The following is a 19,428-nucleotide window of genomic DNA, read 5'->3' as shown; positions in this document are numbered from 1 at the left end:
CATTGTTGCCCTATTTCTAGTCATACCATTTCTAGTATTATCGCATCAAGAAAGACAACATTGACCACAACAAGCCTTACAGGGTAAAGAACGATAATTGTGCTTTTTGCTTCTCAGCTAGCTGAGACAGTTCATTGCTCGCACTCGCGCTTTGGCTAATACCAGTAACATTCTGATTTACCAACTCAGACATGTTCACCACGTTACGGTTAATGTCTTGCGTCACTTGCGATTGCTGCTCAGCTGCCGTTGCAACTTGGGTATTGGCATCATTAATGTGCGTAACGGCTTCGGTAATCCCCACCAGCGCTTCATTAGCGTGGCGTGCTAGGTCGTTATTCTTGGTCAGCATATCAAGGCTCATCTGCATACCATCGTTCGCAAGGCCCGACTGCTTCTGTAACTCTTCAATAATACTTTGAATTTCAACCGTTGAAGCTTGTGTACGTGCAGCCAGCATGCGCACTTCATCAGCAACAACCGCAAAGCCACGGCCCGATTCACCGGCACGTGCGGCTTCAATTGCTGCGTTTAACGCCAACAAGTTGGTTTGTTCCGAGATACCACTGATCACTTCAATCACATTGTTGATTTGCTCAGATTGTTCTTTCAGCTTAGTCACGACCAGTGCTGCATCGTTAAGTGCATGGCCCATTTGTTCACTGGCGGCATTACTCTCTTCAAAGGTTGCTAAGGCAGAGAGTGCTAATTGTTCTGCATCACGAGCGGTAGTATCCGCCAATTGTGCATTATCGCTAACGTTGTCAGCCGTACATGCTAACTCGTTAACCGCTGAAGCGACTTGTTCAATCTCCATTAGCTCTTGTTGAGCATTATTTTCTGCTTGAGTCATTACCGCTGCAAGTTCAGTTGATGCCGACGCGACTTCTTCACTAATACGAGTTAAGTGATCTACGGTCGAATGCAGCTGCTCAACAGTTTGATTTACATCTTGGCTAAGCTGTGCCACTTCATTGTCACCGTCAGTTTCCGCACGGACAGATAAATCACCGTGAGCAATCTTACGCATCACTTGTTGCAGAGTTTGAATTGGCGTCACAATCATACCTGACAGGAACCACGCTACAACCAATGACAGCGTCAATACGCTGAGCACGGTCCACATTGCTAAACTCTGTACGCTTTCGGCAGCACGCTCGCTCTCTGCCATTGCAGCCGTTGCAATTGTATTTACCTTTTTAGATAAATCATTGATTGAACTAACCATCACATTGCCTGCAGTACGATATTTGGCAATAAAGTCATTATATTCTTGTTGTGATACCAAACCTTGGTCACGACGGTTGAAAAACGTTACCGCTTGCTCTGACTGACGTACATAGTCTTCAATCGAACGGTTCACTTGATTGACTTCAGTGCGGAATGTACCTCGTTTTGCCATGCCATCTAAGTCGCGTTGGATCTCGCGCATACTTTGCTTTAGTTCTGCAAGAAAAGCATCGCGGCGGTCGGCATCGTAAATGGCATACACCGCACTAATACGTAGTGGGTAAACTTGGTCGTCGATTTTGGCTAACGAATCTTTATAGTAAACCAAAGACTGGGTGTTATCAGAAACCACCGCTTGCTCTTGCTGTAGATTGTTTTTGGTGATCCAAAGGGCAATAAAGAGAGCGAAAGTAGTGAACAGCACTGGCAACAGTACTTGGGTGCGAATAGAAAGGTTTTTCAATGAAAACTGCATGGTTGGCCTTTATTATCAGGTTCTAAGTGCGCATCCATGCTTTGGGAATCCTCCCATCGAGGCGGCGAGTCTATTACAATTACACACCACAAGTCCACCCGATTAAGTCATTAAATTATAACAACTTAACATACAAACCCCGTCAAAAAAACGTCACCACAGTCAATATGCCGACAAGTTTTTTAAGCAACTGAACAAAAAGGAAAAAGCCAGAGCATTGCTCTGGCTTGAAGAAACGATGGCCTCACGCCAGTTAGAAATCGTAGCGAACACCAAGACGAAGGGTATCTTCACCTTGGGTGACTAGACCCGTTACTGCACTTTTTTCTTCATCCAAGCCATTTAGGTAGTATGAAAGGTAAGTACGGAAATTACTGTTAAACTTGTAGTACCCGACCAGTTCTACACCTTCTTTATCGTCATATTTGGCGCTATCTGCTTGCTCGTTTTCTTGCTTGGTATAAAGCGCGGCCGCTGAAAACTGTTTATTGAATTGATACTGAGCGACAAATTCCATCGCAGTAAATTCTTTATCTTCCGTGCCGCTGGCTTTGTCATTCAAGTCGCCGAATGAATATGTGCCTGCAAGGTAAAGGTTTTCTATTGTAAAACCTAAGCCAAATAACGCTTCAGAAGCACTACCCGCCCCTTGACCCAAATCCGCACCAGAGAAAGCCAAACCTAAATCTAACCCCATTGGCAGTGAATATAGACCAGAAATACCATAGCCATCCGTGTCTTTCGCCTGGTTCGCTTGATAAGTTGCTTCAACTTGCAGTGCATCAAAATCGCCTGCGTACTTAAACACGCTGTTTTGCTTATCGCTTGCTGACTCAATCACTTGCTGAACGCCAGAAAACTCGGTGATATCGGTCATATCTGAAACAATCACTGATGCCATATCTTGACGGCCAAAAGAAACTGCACCGAATTCACCTTGAAGACCAGCATACATGTAGCGGTTTTCAAATAGGTTATCACCAGTATCTTGCTCACCTTCGTAAACGGCAAAAGCGGTCAACTCATCCGTAATTTGAGATTTACCTTTAAGGTTAAGACGTGCACGCGTACTGTCTTTCATCGTACCGTCAATCTCAGCGCCTTTTGATGTACCGATAAAGTCACCACGAAATTCAACACGACCGCCAACTTTCAACTCGGTGCCATCCGCACTATATACTGTTGCGGCTAGCGCTGAACCTGAAGTTAGACCGGCGAAGACGGCAAGTGCCACTGCTGCTTTTTTCATTTTCTTTTCCCTAAGTTAGTCGTGAGCTATGCGCTCAATTGCTTTTGCTGGTGACTAAATTAGCGATCAAATATGAAAATCACATGGCACAAAAATGAAAGTTAAATTTCATACCTATTTGTTTTTTATTACAAACTTACTTTCTGTAGGGTTGTTTAATAGCAAGATTAACCCAGTAATGAAAAGCTAACGTGCATCTTTCGGAGAGCCCATGACAACCATGGTAGTAATGGAATTGACATGCTCGCACTCCCCCAATACATCGGCATGAAATTTTTTATAGCTGATGAGATCCTTGGTTTCAACACGCAATAGATACTCTGTCGAACCGGTAATATTGTGGCACTCCACCACTTCATCTACGTCACGAACATGCTCTTCAAAAGCCAGCTGTGCTTGCTTGCGATGACTAGCAAGTCCAATAGATACATAAGCAATAAAACCAATACCTAGCTCGATGGTATTGAGCTTTACTTTATAACCGGTGATCACACCACGCTTTTCTAAATCTTGTACTCGACGCAGTGTGGCTGAAGGTGACAGGCCTATGATATTGGCCAAATCCACATTCGAGATTCGACCATCCCTTTTCAGCTCGTGCAATATTCTCTCTTCAAATCTATCCATAGCGAACTTTCATTGCTTATTTAATTCAATATCAAGCAATAAAAGCACAAAATTGAGCCAATTACTACGTAGACTATTTTTAGACCGGTCAGCAATACATCACTCTATTGAACTTCACTTTCAAAACAGCGAGAGAATATTATGCAATGGGAACAACTTACCGCACTGGCGCTGTTTGCGTTTGTATCTACCTTTACACCCGGACCGAATAATTTAATGCTGATGTCTTCTGGGGCGAACGTCGGCTTTAATAAAACCATTCCCCACATGCTAGGGATCACCATTGGCTTCCCTGTTATGGTAATACTGGTGGGATTCGGCTTAGTCGAATTATTTGAGCAATACCCGATCGTACATCAAGGTCTCAAAGTCATCAGCTTAACCTATTTAGCCTATCTCGCCTGGCAAATCGCACGCAGCCAACCTCCTAGCGAAACTACCCTAAATTATCAACCACTTAGCTTTTGGCAAGCCGCTAGCTTTCAATGGGTGAATCCAAAAGGGTGGTCTATGGCGCTAGCTTTCAATGGGTGAATCCAAAAGGGTGGTCTATGGCGCTAACGGCAGTGAGCGTATACAACCCACATAATAGCTGGCTTGGATTAACGATTATCGCCTTGGTTTATGCTCTCGCGAATGTCCCATCCGTTTCATTTTGGACCGCAGCAGGACAGAAACTGCAGCACTTTTTAACCACACCAGTTCGAGTGCGAACGTTTAACTATTCAATGGCGCTGCTACTAGTGGCATCAACGATACCGATGTTGTAAATCGTTATGTCATCATAACCAAAACAGTCAATGATTAAATACACGCTTTGATCGCCATGTTAACGCGCCCTAGACCTAGATTTATCATTCCTCTCTAGGGCGTCACAAATGTAAATTAGTTTAAAGATGCTGTTTGCGGACGATATTGAGTGTTATTCTCAATAAAAATCATTATTCACTATCGAGTTGACTATGCAGCAAGCGACTAGACCTCAAACTTCCACTTCTCAAGCCGTAACGGTTCGGAGTAATAACATGATTACTCCGAACATGCAGCGTCTTGTCTTACAAGGCGACGTGCTAGCAAACTTCCCAAGCGATTGTGAAGGTGGCTACATCAAACTGCTGTTTAATCAAAACGGTAGTACCGACTTATCTTCGCTTGCTGAGGGTGAACGTCCAATGATACGCACCTATACTATTCGTCGCTTTATGGCCGATGAAAACGCCATCGAAGTTGACTTCGTTCGCCACATTACAGCGGATAACCAGTGTGGGTTTGCATCACGTTGGGCGATGAATGCCACACTAGGTGATACGATTGAAATTCGTGGGCCAGGCACAATTTCTAACCTAAATCTTTCTGCTGACTGGTTTGTATTAGCCGCGGATATGACAGCACTGCCAGCGTTATCAGCCAAGGTGCGTCAGTTGCCTGCAGAGGCCAAAGGTTACGTCGTCGTTGAAGTGCTTAGCGAAAAAGACATCCAAGAGCTTGTGGTGCCAAAGGGTATGGAAGTGCATTGGGTTACCAGTGACCTCGCCGAGGCAGTGCGCCAACTTAACTGGTTAGAAGGTCAAGCTTCTGCATGGGTCGCGTGTGAATTTGATGCTATGCGAGCACTGCGTCAATACTTGCGTAATGACAAAGCCATCGAGCGTGATTTTATTTACATCAGTAGCTACTGGAAAAATGGCGTATCAGAAGATGGCCATAAAGTGATTAAACAGCAGGATGCACAGGAGAACGACTGATTTAGCTAAAACCAACAGCATAAATCTCTCGCTTGTGATTTGCTCAGTAACGCCCTCGTAATAAGAGCGTTGCTCTGGCTATAACGAGATTCCCTTAAGAAGGGAGTCTCGTTATTAGTTAAAATACCACTGAATCCACAAAGACCAAGCCTCTTAATCCGCCATCTTCTCAGCCAAAAAATCGATCAATAGACGTACTTTCGGTGATAAGTTACGGTTTTGTGGAAACAGAGCCCAAATTCCTTCACGTTCATCACGATACTCTTTTAACACTTCCACCAATTCACCGCTGTCTAACCCTGCTTGAACGTAATAATCAGGTAACTGTACTAACCCCAATCCGCGTTTCGCCGCATCAAGCAGAGCAAAGCCCGAGTTACATTGAATTCGCCCACTCACCCGCAATGATTTCTCAGAGTTTTTATCTTGAAAGTGCCAATACTCCACCGACCCGACTAAACACTGATGATGTGATAATTCAGATAGCGAATGCGGCGCACCATAACGTTGAATATAGTCCGGACTCGCACACACATAAAGTTGACGAGAAGAGAGCCGCTTAGCGATCATGGTAGAATCGCGTAAACGTCCCAACCGAATGGCAATATCATACCCATTCTCAATCAGATCAACCGTTTGGTTAGTCAGGTTCAGCTCCAAATCTAATTGCGGATAAAGCAATAAAAATTCGTGCAGTAATGGCGCGATATGCATTTCACCGTAAGTGACTGGGGCGGTAATTTTTAGTTTGCCTTTTGGCGCTGTCTGCAACTGCGTTACCGCTAATTCAGCCAGCTCTAATCCTTCCACAAGCAATTTACATTGTTCAAAATAGACCTGTCCCGCTTCAGTTAATGTCACCTTACGAGTCGTTCTGTGTAATAACTTTACCGCCAGTCGATCTTCCAATGCTGCCACTCTGCGGCTTATCTGCGCTACCGAGGTATTGAGCTTTCTTGCTGCGCCAGTAAAGCTATTGGTTTCTGCAACCGCAACAAATTCACTTACCCCTTCCCAAATCGCCATCGTCACTCTCTATTATTACGTATTGGTAAAAATCATTTACAGTTTAACCGGATTATCATTTCAAGTGAAACACCTAAAATAAGCACCATCTGATGAGGAAGCGTGACATAAAAACCTCAACTATTCTTAAACACAGAATTGATACCAGTGAATTTGCACTGGTACGTTAATAAGGAAACTCCAATGGCGCTTGATATCAAACCGGGTCAAACTCACATTAAATCTAAAGCAATGGTTGCTTGGGCAGCTGGCGAACCTCTAAAAATGGAAGAAGTTGATGTTCAACTTCCAAAAGCAGGCGAAGTGCTGGTACGCATCGTTGCCACTGGTGTTTGTCACACTGATGCATTCACACTATCAGGTGACGATCCAGAAGGTATCTTCCCTTCAATTCTAGGCCACGAAGGCGGCGGCATCGTTGAAATGATCGGCGAAGGCGTAACAAGTGTTGAAGTTGGCGATCACGTTATCCCTCTTTACACCGCAGAATGTGGCGAATGTAAATTCTGTAAATCTGGTAAAACCAACCTATGCCAAGCCGTTCGTGAAACGCAAGGTAAAGGTCTAATGCCAGACGGTACTAGCCGCTTCTCTATCAATGGTGAAACCATTTTCCATTACATGGGTTGTTCTACTTTCTCTGAGTACACAGTACTTCCAGAAATCTCACTAGCGAAAGTAAACAAAGAAGCGCCACTTGAAGAAGTGTGTCTGCTAGGTTGTGGTGTAACAACAGGTATGGGCGCGGTTCTAAACACTGCAAAAGTTGAAAAAGGCGACAACGTAGCAGTATTTGGCCTAGGTGGTATCGGTTTATCTGCAATCATTGGTGCTCGCATGGCGGGTGCAAACCGCATCATCGGTGTTGATATCAACGAGAGCAAATTTGAGCTAGCAAAACAACTTGGCGCAACTGACTGCATCAACCCAATGAAATTCGACAAACCAATCCAAGAAGTGATCGTTGAGATGACTGATGGTGGTGTTGAGTACTCATTCGAGTGTATCGGTAACGTAAACGTGATGCGTCAAGCTCTTGAGTGCTGCCACAAAGGTTGGGGCGAATCAGTGATCATTGGTGTTGCCGGTGCAGGCCAAGAGATCTCTACTCGTCCATTCCAACTTGTGACTGGCCGTGTATGGCGTGGTTCTGCTTTCGGTGGTGTTAAAGGCCGCTCTGAGCTTCCAGAAATCGTTGAACGTTACATGGCTGGCGAATTTGGCCTACAAGAGTTCATCACTCATACCATGGGTCTACAAGACGTCAACGAAGCATTTGAACTAATGCACAAAGGTGAGTCTATCCGTACTGTTCTGCATATGGATAAGTAACATCTTTACCTATTGCGAATGATTTAATCATTCCTTTTAAAGGTCGGTGCCGCTACCAGCGGCATCGACACTCTTCATCAGCATGCTTATCTATAGGGTTGATGAATGACAAATTTGATTTGGCTCGAAGTGTTTTAGCAACCGCTAATTATCCCCTCGAGACAAAGAGCAATCTCATTGAGGATGAGTATGACCATCGAAAACATTAGCCAAGCGAAAGTCTTTGGCGGTTGGCACAAACAATACACGCATCAATCTGACGTTTTAGCCTGTTCGATGCGTTTTGCTATTTTTCTTCCACCTAATGCATCACCAAGTAACCCTGTTCCTGTGATGTATTGGCTATCAGGCTTAACTTGTACTGATGAAAACTTCATGCAAAAAGCTGGCGCTTTCCGTATTGCGGCTGAGTTAGGTATCGCGATTGTCGCTCCTGATACCAGCCCTCGTGGAGAAAACGTCGCCAATGATGAAGGCTATGATCTTGGCCAAGGTGCAGGCTTCTATCTCAATGCAACCCAGCAGCCTTGGGCAAAACACTACCAAATGTACGATTACATCGTGACAGAATTGCCTAAACTGATTGAAGCAAATTTCCCAGTCAGCGATGTAAAATCGATTTCTGGACACAGCATGGGTGGCCATGGTGCGTTAACAATTGGTCTAAAAAATAGCGCGAATTATCGTTCAATCTCAGCGTTTAGCCCAATCAGTAACCCAATTCAATGTCCTTGGGGACAAAAAGCATTTACTGCGTATCTCGGCTCTTCGGTAGAAACGTGGAAACAATATGATGCATCTGAATTGCTAAAACGTCATAAATCAGCGCTGCCAATCTTAGTTGATCAAGGTGATGCTGATGGCTTCTTACATGAGCAATTGATGCCAAATGCATTGCAAGCGGCTGCGGATCTACATGGTTCCGACCTTACTTTGCGTATGCAAGCAGGTTACGACCACAGCTACTATTTCATGTCGACATTTATTGAAGAGCACTTACGCTTCCATGCTAAGTACCTTTTCGCTTAAAACGTAGTGTCGATTGAATGATGTTAGTGAGCATCACTAAATAATATCACTGCCTAAAACCCCGCCCTCTCAAATTTCACTGGCGGGGTTTTTACTCTCTACTTAGCGAAAATCATGCACGCCAACTTACCCTTATCAGAACGTTCCTTTCTTGCCTCTCTTTTTGTCGCTTTGCTCCCTCGTCAGGCTAAGCTAAACTAGCCGCTATCTATGTTCGCTTGTTTTATTCAGAGTCGATAATGTCAAAAATTAAAATCGTACTACTTGCGCTGGTGTTAATTGCCGCTGGCGTGGCTGCTTGGGTATTCATACCAACTCACACCTCTCTCGGCCCACAGGTTTCTTCAACGCCAATTGGCGAAGAGTTTAGTTTGGTCGGTTACAAAATCGTGTCTACCGATCGTAAACTCAATAAAATGAACCAATATTTTCTGATCGCCAACGGGTCAGAATTGGGTGATAACGAGCCTGTATTGACGACATCCGATCAATTCCTGCGCGTTGTTGCAGTTAAAAACAACACGTTTAAACTCAGCGTAAAAGGGCGTATTGAGCAATATCGTAATGATATCTGGGTGGAAAAAAGCGACGGCACGGCACACCATTGGTTGGCCAGCATGCAATCAGACTACGTGAAATAATCCTCACGACCTAGCGTCAGAACCACCACACCAAATATCCAATTACCCACCTTGCCTCCCCCTAAGGTAACGCAAGGTGGTATTCCTGCTCTAAACAGGTAAAATCGCGCCTCATCGTGTCGCTGATAGAAGTTTACCATGCACCAACCAGAGCAATTATTTACCCGCTTTAACGCCACTGTTGATCAGTTCGATCTACCAAGCGCGTTCACATTCCCGTTTTACTATCAGCCACATCCGCTTTGTGTGCTTGCGGCCAACGAGTTACAACAACACCTCGCGACTCAGACAGTATGGCAACATGATTTTGGTCTAACTGACGAGCAGCAACTTGCGACTGATGAGCCAACAACGGTGACGGGAAATGGCACCGGTAAAATGTTTGGCGTGTTATTAGTGCGCTCGCCTCAAGGCGAACTGGGTTATCTCAGTGCCTTCTCGGGTAAAATTGCTGAGCAAAACCTATTACCAAACTTTGTCCCTCCAGTATTTGATATGCTGGCTGAAGAGTGCTTTTTCCGCACAGAGCTGGAAGAAATCACCGCATTAAATAGCCAAGTTAAAGCACTGACGGCAAATCCATTGGTCGCAGAACTTACCCAGCAGTTAGCGCAATATAAAGCAGACTACCAAGCACAAGAAGCACAGCAGCGCCAAGCGATGATCGATGGTAGAGCAACTCGTAAGCTGCAACGCCAACAAGCTGAGCAGACGTTGGGTGGCCAAGAATTAGCCGCCGTTGTTGATGATCTTGCCAAGCAAAGTGTGGCGGAAAAAAACGTACTCAAGTACCTAAAATTAGAATGGGATGAGAAAATTAGCCTTGTAGAGGCTCAACTCTCAACATTGACTGATGCCATCACTCACGCAAAGCAGCAGCGAAAGCTCCTTTCCAATGCGCTGCAAAACAAATTGTTCGAACAATACCGCTTCCTTAATGCGCGCGGTGAAGAAAAATCGTTAAAAGCCATTTTTGCCCCAAATACTAACCCGGTACCGCCTGCGGGTGCGGGCGAATGTGCCGCTCCAAAAATGCTGCATTACGCCTATAAGCATGGCTTTATCCCATTAGCGATGGCGGAATTTTGGTGGGGCGTGTCGCCAAAGTCAGAAGTACGCCAACACGCCAAGTTCTATCCTTCTTGCCACGGTAAATGTAACCCGATCCTTGGCCACATGTTACAAGGGCTAGAAGTCGACCCAAACCCACTTGAAGATAACTGGGCCGCGGACAAAGCGTTAGAAGTCATCTATCAAGATGAAGCGATTGTGGTGGTCAACAAGCCCTCCGGTCTACTTTCCGTTCCGGGCAAAACCATCAAAGATTCCGCTTATACTCGCGTACAAGCGATGTTTAACGACAACGCAGAGGGACCATTTGTGTTGCACCGCCTCGATATGGCGACCTCCGGCTTACTGGTATTTGCCCTAACGCGCCGTGCGAATAAGAGCTTACAAAAGCAGTTTATTACTCGCGGCGTTGAGAAGCGTTATATCGCGATGGTAGAAGGGATCGTTGAGCAAACTGAAGGGGAAATTAACCTGCCAATGCGCGGCGATCCGGATGATCGTCCACGCCAATTGGTCTGTTTTGAGCACGGAAAGCCCGCCACCACCTATTGGCAATTAATAGCGTCTGAAGATGGTCGCAGTAAACTCTATATGCATCCTAAAACGGGCCGTACGCACCAACTTCGTGTCCATTGCGCCCACCATATGGGGCTAAACATGGCGATGGTCGGTGATGGTTTGTATGGCGAGAAAGATGCACGATTGCATCTGCATGCAGAGCAGCTTTCGTTTGATCACCCCTACGATCACCGTCGTATGGTCTTCAACGCCAAATGTGACTTTTAAATAGGCACGCGGCCGAAACATCTACTTGTCGGATATCAATACAAAAACGCCTAAGCTCGGCTTAGGCGTTTTAATTATCCTGACAACAGAGCGATTAGCGACGAGGGCGATCCGTCTCTTGAAGCGGACGTATCACTCGGCACGGATTACCTGCAGCGACCACATTGGCTGGAATGTCTTTTGTTACCACACTGCCAGCGCCAATCACCGAGTTGTCGCCAATCGTGATGCCCGGACAAACCACCACACTGCCGCCTAACCAAACATTATCACCAATCGTAATTGGCAAGCCAAACTCAATACCTTGCTCCACCCGCCCTTGAACATCCAAAGGATGACCAGCGGCATAAAGTTGGATATTAGGGCCAAATAAAACGTTGTCGCCAATCGTGACCTTCGCGACATCAAGCACCACGCAATTGAAGTTAGCAAAGAAGTTTTTGCCAATCTCTATATTGGTTCCGTAATCGCAACGAAATGGCGGTTCAACATACGCGCCCTGTGAGTTGGGGATCAGACGATCAATCGCGTCACGCCACTCGGCTGAATCTGGCAGCGCATTATTAAGTTGCTGTAGTGTTTTACGACACTCAATACGCTCGCTGTACAAGGTTTTGTCCCAAGCGTCGTAAGGCTCACCGGCTAACATCTTCTGTTTTTCAGTTTTCATTGTTCTTCTCTGTAGGGCAACGTATTCGCCCCTTTAGCATCCTTGCAACATGCAGAGGACTGACTATTTTCGTTTGTTATATACCACGCAGAAGTTACCGCGTTTGGTTCGACACTTAGAGCAGCGCTCACAGTCAACCTCATCGCGTTGTCCCTCTTTCCAACGTTTGATCAAATCAGGTTCAGCCAATAATGGGCGAGAAAGTGCAAAGTACCCGATGCCGGTATTTTCAGCCATCTCTTCAATGGCATGAATATCACTCAAGCCGCCAACGGTAATGATAGGTACGTTTACATCTTGGCTAATGGCATGTCCGTACTCGTGGAAGTAGCCTTCTTGCTGCAGGGTAAAACCATCAAAAGACTCACCCACTAAGCTACTCGCATTACCGTGAATGTTGCCTGAGACAATAATCGCATCAACACCAATCTGTTCGAGCTTTTTACAGATTACACGAGTCTCATCAAACGTTGCGCCACCCGCGAAAAACTCTGACGCGGTCAACTTAACCAAAATTGGGAAATCGTTACCGACAAGTGCACGACAAGCCTGATAGATTTCAATCAAAAAGCGCATACGATTTTCTAAGCTACCACCATATTGATCATCACGACGGTTATAGTACGGGCTTAAAAATTGGTTGATCAAATAGGTGTGTGCGGCATGGATCTCAACACCATCAAATCCAGAATCTTGAGCGCGTTTTGTGGCAAGAGCAAATGCTTCAACAATATAGTCAACCTCTTGCTGCGTCATCGCTTTACCGAGCGTTTGCGTGCCTCGCTCAGCGACCTCACTCGGAGCAAAGATCACTCGTTCGCCAACATTAAAGGTGGTTTTAGTGCCACCATAAGCCAACTGCATCACGATCTTGGCATCATATTGATGCACAATTGATGTCAGCTTTTGGTACTCGTCGATGAATGAGTCATTGTACATCCCCATCATGCCTGCATTGGGTTTCTCTTCTTCAACAATGTTGGCATAACCGGTCACAATCAGGCCCACTTCGCCTTCCGCTAACTCTCGGTAAACGTCGTACAACTTTTCGGTCATATGACCATCTTCAGTCGCCAAATTTTCCCATGTTGCACTACGGACAAAACGGTTTTTTAGTGTCATGCCGCCAATGCGGGATGGTGAAAACAAAATGCTCAAATCTTTTCCTCAATCAAATTCTATTTCCTTTCTTCCCCTTGCTCTCGATACCGATTCAGCTCGAAGCGCATAGTGAGAAATAAAGGAATTGGTTGCTTCATCGACACAACCAAAAAGAACAGCCCTACAAATTGCAGGGCTGTTCTTCATTAGTGACTATCACCAATATGAGTGGCATGGTAACGACTTCGACAGGTAAAAACCTTAATCTGGATTAAGGAATCTCACGCTTCAAGCTTGCAGCTAAGGAAAGTTACTTATCCAAACCTTGTTTTGGCTAAAAAGACTTTTATCAGTAATACTGACCTAGTCATCACGGCGCTAAACTATTTATCTAGTGACTATCTCAAAGTGTGACCGCCCGCATAACACCCTTAGTTCGAAACCCTTTATCTTGTTTGTAGAGGCAATAAGCCTTAAGAAAAAATAGAGGATTTTATGATTGTTTGGTCGATAGCAGGTTTACTTATCTTTTTTGCTACTCAGTTTTTTACGCCAGCGAAAGCTAACCCTTTAAAACAAGCAGCGTGCGCTCTCATGTCATGTCTACTTGGACCACTGATGATTGTGGCGTTTGTGGGATCACTCACTAACACCAATATTTGCCTCAAACATTCTATTTCAGCGTAATCAGCGATAGTAAAATCCGCTGGTTATCACCTAACCAGCGCGTTTTGTTCAATATTCCCCTGACAGCCCTCTAAGTTTGCTGCCTTAATGCCCCTTTCTAAATAGCCAATCCCAACCTGACACGGCACTCCTGAGCGAATTATTTGGTTTTACCGTGATCAACATTGACTGATTCTGCGACTTTTGACGTATACTCACCACTTAAAATACTATGGTGGATACCTCATGAGCCAAGCGCCAACTAAGATTACATTCTTTGAATTTCTAACCCCGTTGATCACCTCTGGTATGAAGACTATTACCATTCGTGATGAAGCTGAAAGCCACTATGTTCCGGGCACACAAGTCGAAGTATTTACTTTAGAAACTGATCAAAAAGTGTGTGATATTAAGATTTTGTCTGTTGAGCCACTCTTGTTCGATGACATCAATGAATTCCATGCGGAACAAGAAGCCCTGCCGTTAGATGAATTAAAGCGATTAATTGGGGAGATTTATCCTGATCTCGACCAACTTTATATGATCAGCTACGAGTTGGTTTAAGACTGAACCATCAGTCATTAAATGGTGATAAAAAAGAGGCTTAAAAGCCTCTTTTTTGTTGTCTGGCGCATCCATGAACTGCGTTATTCTAAATACCCAGCAACACTTTTTAAGAAAACGTTAATACCGTTTAATGAAACCATGACCGCTGAGCCGCTTGGGCAAGTTGACGACGTTTGATATTCGCGCTAATAAAAATCGCAATAACAAAAGGCAAATACCACACCAGCGCATCCACCAATGGTTGAGTGAGAACAGGATTAGGCACTGCACCTTTGCTCAGCACTCCGCTGGTAGCAAACGTGACTAAGACGGGGCTAACAAAATACATAAAGCCAATAAACACCCCCAAAATAGCAAAGTGCACATATCGAATTAGGCCATTAAACATCGCGAGTAATAAACTAAACACCATCGCAAGCACACCACTTAAAATCAGCGCTTGAATAAGGGTAAAGACCAACTGAATATCAATAAAGTCAGCATCAGAAATCCAAGATTCTACACTAGGGACTTGACCAAATAATATGATCAGCATTTCGCTAGAGTAGCGTAGGTACCACTCATTTGAGAACAGAGTAACGTAGCCAGCAAAGATCAGTAGGCCAACCGCCAAAGATGCCAATCCACCCAGTAATTTAGACATACTATCCCTCAGTTAGTTTGCTTCGACTTCACTAAATTCATCTCTAGCACTAAGCCTTAAAATAAAACGCAATCCAAGCCTGTTACGTTAAAGTTAGAATGAACGACCCAGTTTTTATTTATTATTAACTAAAGAATGAAACATTACCGTTCGGTTTATCCCGATTTCACCAACAAACTCCTGATCATGGCTAACCAAGATCAACGCCGCTGGATAGTTCTTTAACGCCTGGCTAAGCACCCGCTTAGAGTGTAGGTCAAGATGATTGTCTGGTTCATCTAATAATAACAATGGTGAATCTGCTTGGTGCCCGACAATGGTCATTGCTAGCTTCATCTTCTCGCCACCACTCAGGCTTCCACTCAAGCGATGAACCTCATCACGCCTAAAACCAATGCCCGCTAATAACGTTCTTGCTTCACTTTGATTGAGATGAGAGCAATAGTGAACAAGGTTCTCGAGCAGTGAATGCTCAGGCAGCAATAGTGAAAAGTGTTGGTCTAAATAGAACACCGCACAGTTACAGCGCAACTCGGGCGTACTCTGCCGATTGATAAGCTGTAACAATGTCGACTTTCCACAACCATTGTGACCCATTAACCAGACCTTATCACCACTGCTTAACTGCGCATTAAGCGGATAACATTGGCTAAATGGAACGGTAAAATTGATGATATTAAGCAGCGGTTTAGCTGTTAATAGTGGCGCTTTTAATCGCATCTTGATCACCTGCTGTTCTTGTTGCTGAGCTTGCAACGCATCTAGCCTTTGATTCAAACGATCACTTTGCCCTCGCTGACTGGTAGCACGACTCGCCGCACTGGCTTGCGCACTATTTCTCATCGCATTGAGCAGTATTTTAGGCTGTCCACCTTGTTTGCGAACTTTATTGCCTTGGGCGGCTCGTTTATCCGCTTTTTCTTGACTTTTTTGCTGCTCAAGCTTGGTTCGCCGTAACTGCGTTTTAACCACATTCATTTGACGATCCAATGCCTGCTGGTGGGCCGTTTTCTGGATTAAATAATCATCGTAATGACCACCATATTGCCGAAGTTCCCCGCCGTTTAACGCCCAAATAGTCGACATTTCACGCAACAAAATACGATCGTGACTGATCAACAAGATCGCACCTTGCCACGAGCGCATTTTTTCCACTAACCACTGCTTCGCCTGATAATCAAGATGGTTAGAAGGTTCATCGAGCACCAGTAATTCAGAATCACTCTCAAACAGTTGCCACAACTGTAACCGTGCCAGTTGTCCCCCTGAAAGATGACGAAGCGCCAGATCAAAATCTAACGGTAAACCCAATTGCCCAAGCAATTCTTCAAGTTGCTGTTTCAAATCCCAGCGCTCAGCAACGTCGTCAAACAAATGTACTGCACAATCCCCCTGCTCTATACGATCAAGTGCGGCTAACACCTTATCCACCTTCAGCATTTGAGCGATGGTTTGATCGGATTCGAGCCACTGTGACGTCAACTGTGAATAGTAACTAAGCGTGGTATTAATCGTGACCGCCCCCGACGTTGGCTGTCGCTGACCAGTCAATAATTCAACCAACAAGGATTTTCCGCAGCCATTACGGCCGACTAATCCCGTTCGCCGATTACTGAGAGAGCAACTGATTGATGAGAAAAGAATGCCGCCATCAGAAAATTGATAACAGACGTTACTTGCTTGAATTAGATTCTCGCGGCTTGAATGATGAGATGTATTTGGCATATCGCCTCCTAATATTTAGGGGCAAATAGACGCAGCGGTGCAACTCCAAGCCATCGCGAACACACCGCCTAAAGGCGATGTCGAACCAAGCAAAAGAGTTCAAAAGGTAAAGACGAAGCTACGCCCACTAACCCTGTAGTCCAAGAATATATTGAGCCTAAATAGGCTGATGATTTGGATGACAGGTATTAGCAATCCATCGTGGCGTAAACTCCTACAGAAATGATGGCGAGATTTTATCCATACATGATATTTTGGACAATCTATTCGTGATAATAATCGCTTAAATGTGATGAGAGCCAAACACAACGACCATGACGACGCCAACTTTATATATTTTTTCTGGCCTACCTGGCAGTGGTAAATCCACCTTAGCCCAAGCTTTAGCCAAGCAGACTGGCGCGATTTATTTACGAATTGATACTGTTGAGCAAGCGCTGCGAGATTTATGTCAATTGAAAGTCGAGGGAGAGGGTTATCGACTGAGCTACCGTATTGCCAGCGATAACCTAAAACTAGGTTTAAACGTTATCGCCGACTGTTGTAATCCCATTCAACTGACTCGAGATGAGTGGCAGTCGGTCGCGAATCGGGCTGGCGCAGACTATATCAATATTGAAATCGCCTGCTCTCATCGTGAAGAGCATCAACAGCGTATTGAAACGCGCCTCAATCCAATCGCCAATCTCATTTTACCCACATGGCAACAAGTGGTTGAGCGTCATTACGAGTCATGGAGCAACACGGCAGAATCCAGCAACGTGGTTCGCATCGATACCGCAGGTCAATCGATTGAAGCCTCTTCTGCTGCGCTTTTTCATCAACTTAAACTCACTCAGTAACCGCATTAAGGGTATTTATACCGAGGCAATACCACCCCAACGTTTCATCGCCTCTTTACCTGCTTCTATTCCAAGTTGGTAGCCATGCTCTAAAGAGGCGGTTTCTCGACTCAAACGTTGCAACTTGAACTCTTCTGGTGGACAAATTGAAATAATCTCCACGCCTTGCGGTGGATTGGCAATCAGTTCCAATGCTTGATTGTAACGCTGATAACGAGTCAACATCGGTTCAACCAATGCTGGAGTTTGACGCAGCATGCGTTTAATCAACAGCGAAAATCGGTCTTTAGTTTTACGGTAGCTTTCCGGGCGACTACGTAGCACCATAATCTGCTTGGCTCCACGACGAATGGCTTCTGCAACTGGAATGGCATCCGCAACTCCGCCATCCACGTAGCGCCTCCCCTCCAGTTCAACACCGTGGCGATATAAAATCGGCAAAGCACTTGAGGCTTTCATCGTTTCAACCAAGCTGTCTACATGAGGAGTCAAATACTCTGCCTGGCCGGTATCTTGCCGTGTTACGACCATGAAAAAAGGACGCTTATCCGCTTGTAGGACGGCGGTATCGATACCGAGCTCTTTTAGGGTTATCGCCCACATCCAATCGAGATCCATCATGTCTCCACCGCGTAGAAACTGAGGAAGATTAAAGAACTCGCGGCGAAGGCTGTAATCAAGGTAAATTTTATGATTTCTTCCCGGCATCTGCGCCAAATACGCCGCTAAATTACTGGTACCGGCTGATACGCCCCAAAAACTATCAAAAGGAGAAAACTCTTGCGCCATAAAATGATCTAAAATGCCGCATGAGAATATACCTCGCATCGCGCCACCTTCTACAATGAGCGCTCTTTCTCCCACCAGCTCAATATGCCCTTTCAATTCGTCCTTACTCATACTGCGATGCCCTTCCGAGAACATTTGAATACATGTCTACTGCGATAATGACAGACAATAACAGAATTTTCCTCGGCCATTCACGATTGGTTATCACAATTAATCATCATGGTAATAATGACTCCCATCAACAAGCCTGATATTGTCTAATTCTTCATCACCTTTTGGCACAATGGAATGTTTCAACAAGTTGTCGGGATCCTCTTTCCTGTCTTCGCGTTAGTTTTGACTGGCTACTCTGTTGGGCGTTGGATTCGTCCCGATTTTGCTGCAATTAACCGCATTAATATGGATGCCTTTACTCCGGCACTGGTCTTTTCCTCTCTGGTCGCGATGCCCTTAGATACCGAGCAGATCCCACTGCTTAGTGCGGCATTAATCGCCGTACTCGTTCCCGGATTGGTGATGATCCCAATTTGTAAGATCATGAAGTTAGATTTTAAGGCATGGGCTCCTCCGCATATGTTTCGTAATAGCGGTAACTTAGCCATTCCCCTTTTTACTTACACATTTGGTGAATCGGCGCTCGCCTCAGCAGTACTGTTATTTGTTGTGTCCGCCTGCACGCATGTCAGTATCGGTTTAGCGGTACTCAGTGGGGGTAATCCATTTAAGCAAGTGATCAAGATGCCCGTCTTTCTTGCAGCAGCAAGCGCACTTGTTCTTAACCTTTGTGGCATTTCGATTTGGATGCCCTTGTATGAAGCCACTAAGCTCCTCGGTCAAGCAGCCGTGCCAGTGATGTTATTATCTCTGGGTGCACAGATGTGTAATATGCGTTTAAGCGGATTGAAAATAGGTCTGATATGTAGCATCCAGTCACTGGCCACTGGCGCGATCGCTTTTGCAATCATTTATTGGTTGATTCCACTGCCAACGATGCAATTACAAATGATGGTGTTATTTGCCATGCTGCCGCCCGCCGTAATGAATTTTCTCTTTGCTGAACGCTTTCAAATATCACCGTCAGAAGTGGCTTCTATGGTGCTGTATGGTAACTTCTTCAGCGTATTAACCTTGCCAATTTTGCTCACTTTTGCTCACTTTTGCTCTGTCACTATAGCCCCGCATTATAGAGCCGCGAGTCTACAGCGAGATTAGAT

17 protein-coding genes and 1 pseudogene are annotated in these 19,428 nt (G+C 45.1%); 9 read left to right on the top strand and 9 right to left on the bottom strand.

Annotation, left to right across the window (positions count from 1 at the left end; translation table 11 throughout):
• Positions 1-76: 76 nt before the first annotated feature.
• The 3 genes from RH88_RS21320 to RH88_RS21310 form a co-directional block, all read right to left on the bottom strand.
• A complete protein-coding gene (locus tag RH88_RS21320; RefSeq protein ID WP_005599943.1) occupies positions 77-1,705 on the bottom strand; it encodes a methyl-accepting chemotaxis protein in 1,629 nt (542 codons plus the stop codon).
• A 253-nt stretch (positions 1,706-1,958) separates the two neighbouring features.
• On the bottom strand, positions 1,959-2,954 hold the full coding sequence (locus RH88_RS21315; protein ID WP_005599942.1) for a porin: 996 nt from the start codon (positions 2,952-2,954) through the stop codon (positions 1,959-1,961).
• 186 nt (positions 2,955-3,140) lie between these two features.
• Positions 3,141-3,581, bottom strand: a complete 441-nt coding sequence (locus tag RH88_RS21310; RefSeq protein WP_005599941.1) for an Lrp/AsnC family transcriptional regulator — start codon at positions 3,579-3,581, stop codon at positions 3,141-3,143.
• A gap of 141 nt (positions 3,582-3,722) precedes the next feature.
• On the opposite strand from RH88_RS21310, the pseudogene RH88_RS21305 reads away from it, so the two are divergent.
• Both RH88_RS21305 and RH88_RS21300 read left to right on the top strand, forming a co-directional pair.
• Positions 3,723-4,351, top strand: a pseudogene (locus RH88_RS21305) (LysE family translocator).
• Between the two features lie 192 nt (positions 4,352-4,543).
• On the top strand, positions 4,544-5,326 hold the full coding sequence (locus RH88_RS21300; RefSeq protein WP_040758055.1) for a siderophore-interacting protein: 783 nt from the start codon (positions 4,544-4,546) through the stop codon (positions 5,324-5,326).
• A 153-nt stretch (positions 5,327-5,479) separates the two neighbouring features.
• Here the strand turns inward: RH88_RS21300 and RH88_RS21295 are convergent, their stop codons facing one another.
• Positions 5,480-6,352, bottom strand: a complete 873-nt coding sequence (locus tag RH88_RS21295; protein ID WP_005599939.1) for a LysR family transcriptional regulator — start codon at positions 6,350-6,352, stop codon at positions 5,480-5,482.
• 183 nt (positions 6,353-6,535) lie between these two features.
• On the opposite strand from RH88_RS21295, the gene RH88_RS21290 reads away from it, so the two are divergent.
• From RH88_RS21290 to RH88_RS21275, 4 genes are all read left to right on the top strand, one after another.
• Entirely contained in the window at positions 6,536-7,684 is a 1,149-nt protein-coding gene (locus RH88_RS21290; protein WP_005599938.1) for an S-(hydroxymethyl)glutathione dehydrogenase/class III alcohol dehydrogenase, read from the top strand.
• Positions 7,685-7,873: 189 nt separating this feature from the next.
• Positions 7,874-8,713: an S-formylglutathione hydrolase gene (gene fghA, locus RH88_RS21285; protein ID WP_005599937.1), complete on the top strand. Its 840-nt coding sequence runs from the start codon at positions 7,874-7,876 to the stop codon at positions 8,711-8,713.
• A gap of 239 nt (positions 8,714-8,952) precedes the next feature.
• Positions 8,953-9,354 (top strand): hypothetical protein, encoded by a 402-nt coding sequence (locus RH88_RS21280; protein ID WP_005599935.1) that lies wholly within the window; start codon positions 8,953-8,955, stop codon positions 9,352-9,354.
• Between the two features lie 138 nt (positions 9,355-9,492).
• Positions 9,493-11,211, top strand: coding sequence for an RluA family pseudouridine synthase (locus tag RH88_RS21275; protein ID WP_005599933.1), 1,719 nt, complete (start codon positions 9,493-9,495; stop codon positions 11,209-11,211).
• A gap of 94 nt (positions 11,212-11,305) precedes the next feature.
• Here the strand turns inward: RH88_RS21275 and RH88_RS21270 are convergent, their stop codons facing one another.
• Complete coding sequence (locus RH88_RS21270; protein WP_005599932.1) at positions 11,306-11,881, bottom strand: sugar O-acetyltransferase; 576 nt, start codon at positions 11,879-11,881, stop codon at positions 11,306-11,308.
• A 63-nt stretch (positions 11,882-11,944) separates the two neighbouring features.
• Entirely contained in the window at positions 11,945-13,039 is a 1,095-nt protein-coding gene (locus tag RH88_RS21265; RefSeq protein WP_005599931.1) for an NADH:flavin oxidoreductase, read from the bottom strand.
• Positions 13,040-13,894: 855 nt separating this feature from the next.
• Here RH88_RS21265 and yqfB point away from each other — a divergent pair.
• Positions 13,895-14,212, top strand: coding sequence for a N(4)-acetylcytidine aminohydrolase (gene yqfB, locus RH88_RS21255; RefSeq protein WP_005599929.1), 318 nt, complete (start codon positions 13,895-13,897; stop codon positions 14,210-14,212).
• Positions 14,213-14,342: 130 nt separating this feature from the next.
• On the opposite strand, the gene RH88_RS21250 is transcribed toward yqfB, so the two are convergent.
• On the bottom strand, positions 14,343-14,858 hold the full coding sequence (locus tag RH88_RS21250) for a hypothetical protein (protein ID WP_005599928.1): 516 nt from the start codon (positions 14,856-14,858) through the stop codon (positions 14,343-14,345).
• Between the two features lie 114 nt (positions 14,859-14,972).
• Entirely contained in the window at positions 14,973-16,583 is a 1,611-nt protein-coding gene (locus tag RH88_RS21245; RefSeq protein WP_005599927.1) for an ATP-binding cassette domain-containing protein, read from the bottom strand.
• Positions 16,584-16,897: 314 nt separating this feature from the next.
• Between RH88_RS21245 and RH88_RS21240 the strand changes: the two genes are divergently transcribed.
• On the top strand, positions 16,898-17,425 hold the full coding sequence (locus RH88_RS21240; protein WP_005599926.1) for a P-loop nucleotide/nucleoside kinase family protein: 528 nt from the start codon (positions 16,898-16,900) through the stop codon (positions 17,423-17,425).
• Between the two features lie 15 nt (positions 17,426-17,440).
• On the opposite strand, the gene RH88_RS21235 is transcribed toward RH88_RS21240, so the two are convergent.
• A complete protein-coding gene (locus RH88_RS21235) occupies positions 17,441-18,325 on the bottom strand; it encodes a patatin-like phospholipase family protein (RefSeq protein WP_005599924.1) in 885 nt (294 codons plus the stop codon).
• Positions 18,326-18,502: 177 nt separating this feature from the next.
• Between RH88_RS21235 and RH88_RS21230 the strand changes: the two genes are divergently transcribed.
• Positions 18,503-19,426, top strand: coding sequence for an AEC family transporter (locus RH88_RS21230; RefSeq protein WP_005599923.1), 924 nt, complete (start codon positions 18,503-18,505; stop codon positions 19,424-19,426).
• Positions 19,427-19,428 lie beyond the last annotated feature (2 nt).

Origin of the sequence: Vibrio scophthalmi LMG 19158 (genome assembly GCF_000222585.1) — a bacterium.
GTDB classification, from domain to species: Bacteria; Pseudomonadota; Gammaproteobacteria; order Enterobacterales; family Vibrionaceae; genus Vibrio; species Vibrio scophthalmi.
Note: the sequence above shows the minus strand (reverse complement) of the source record. Positions and strands in the feature narration are given on the sequence as shown.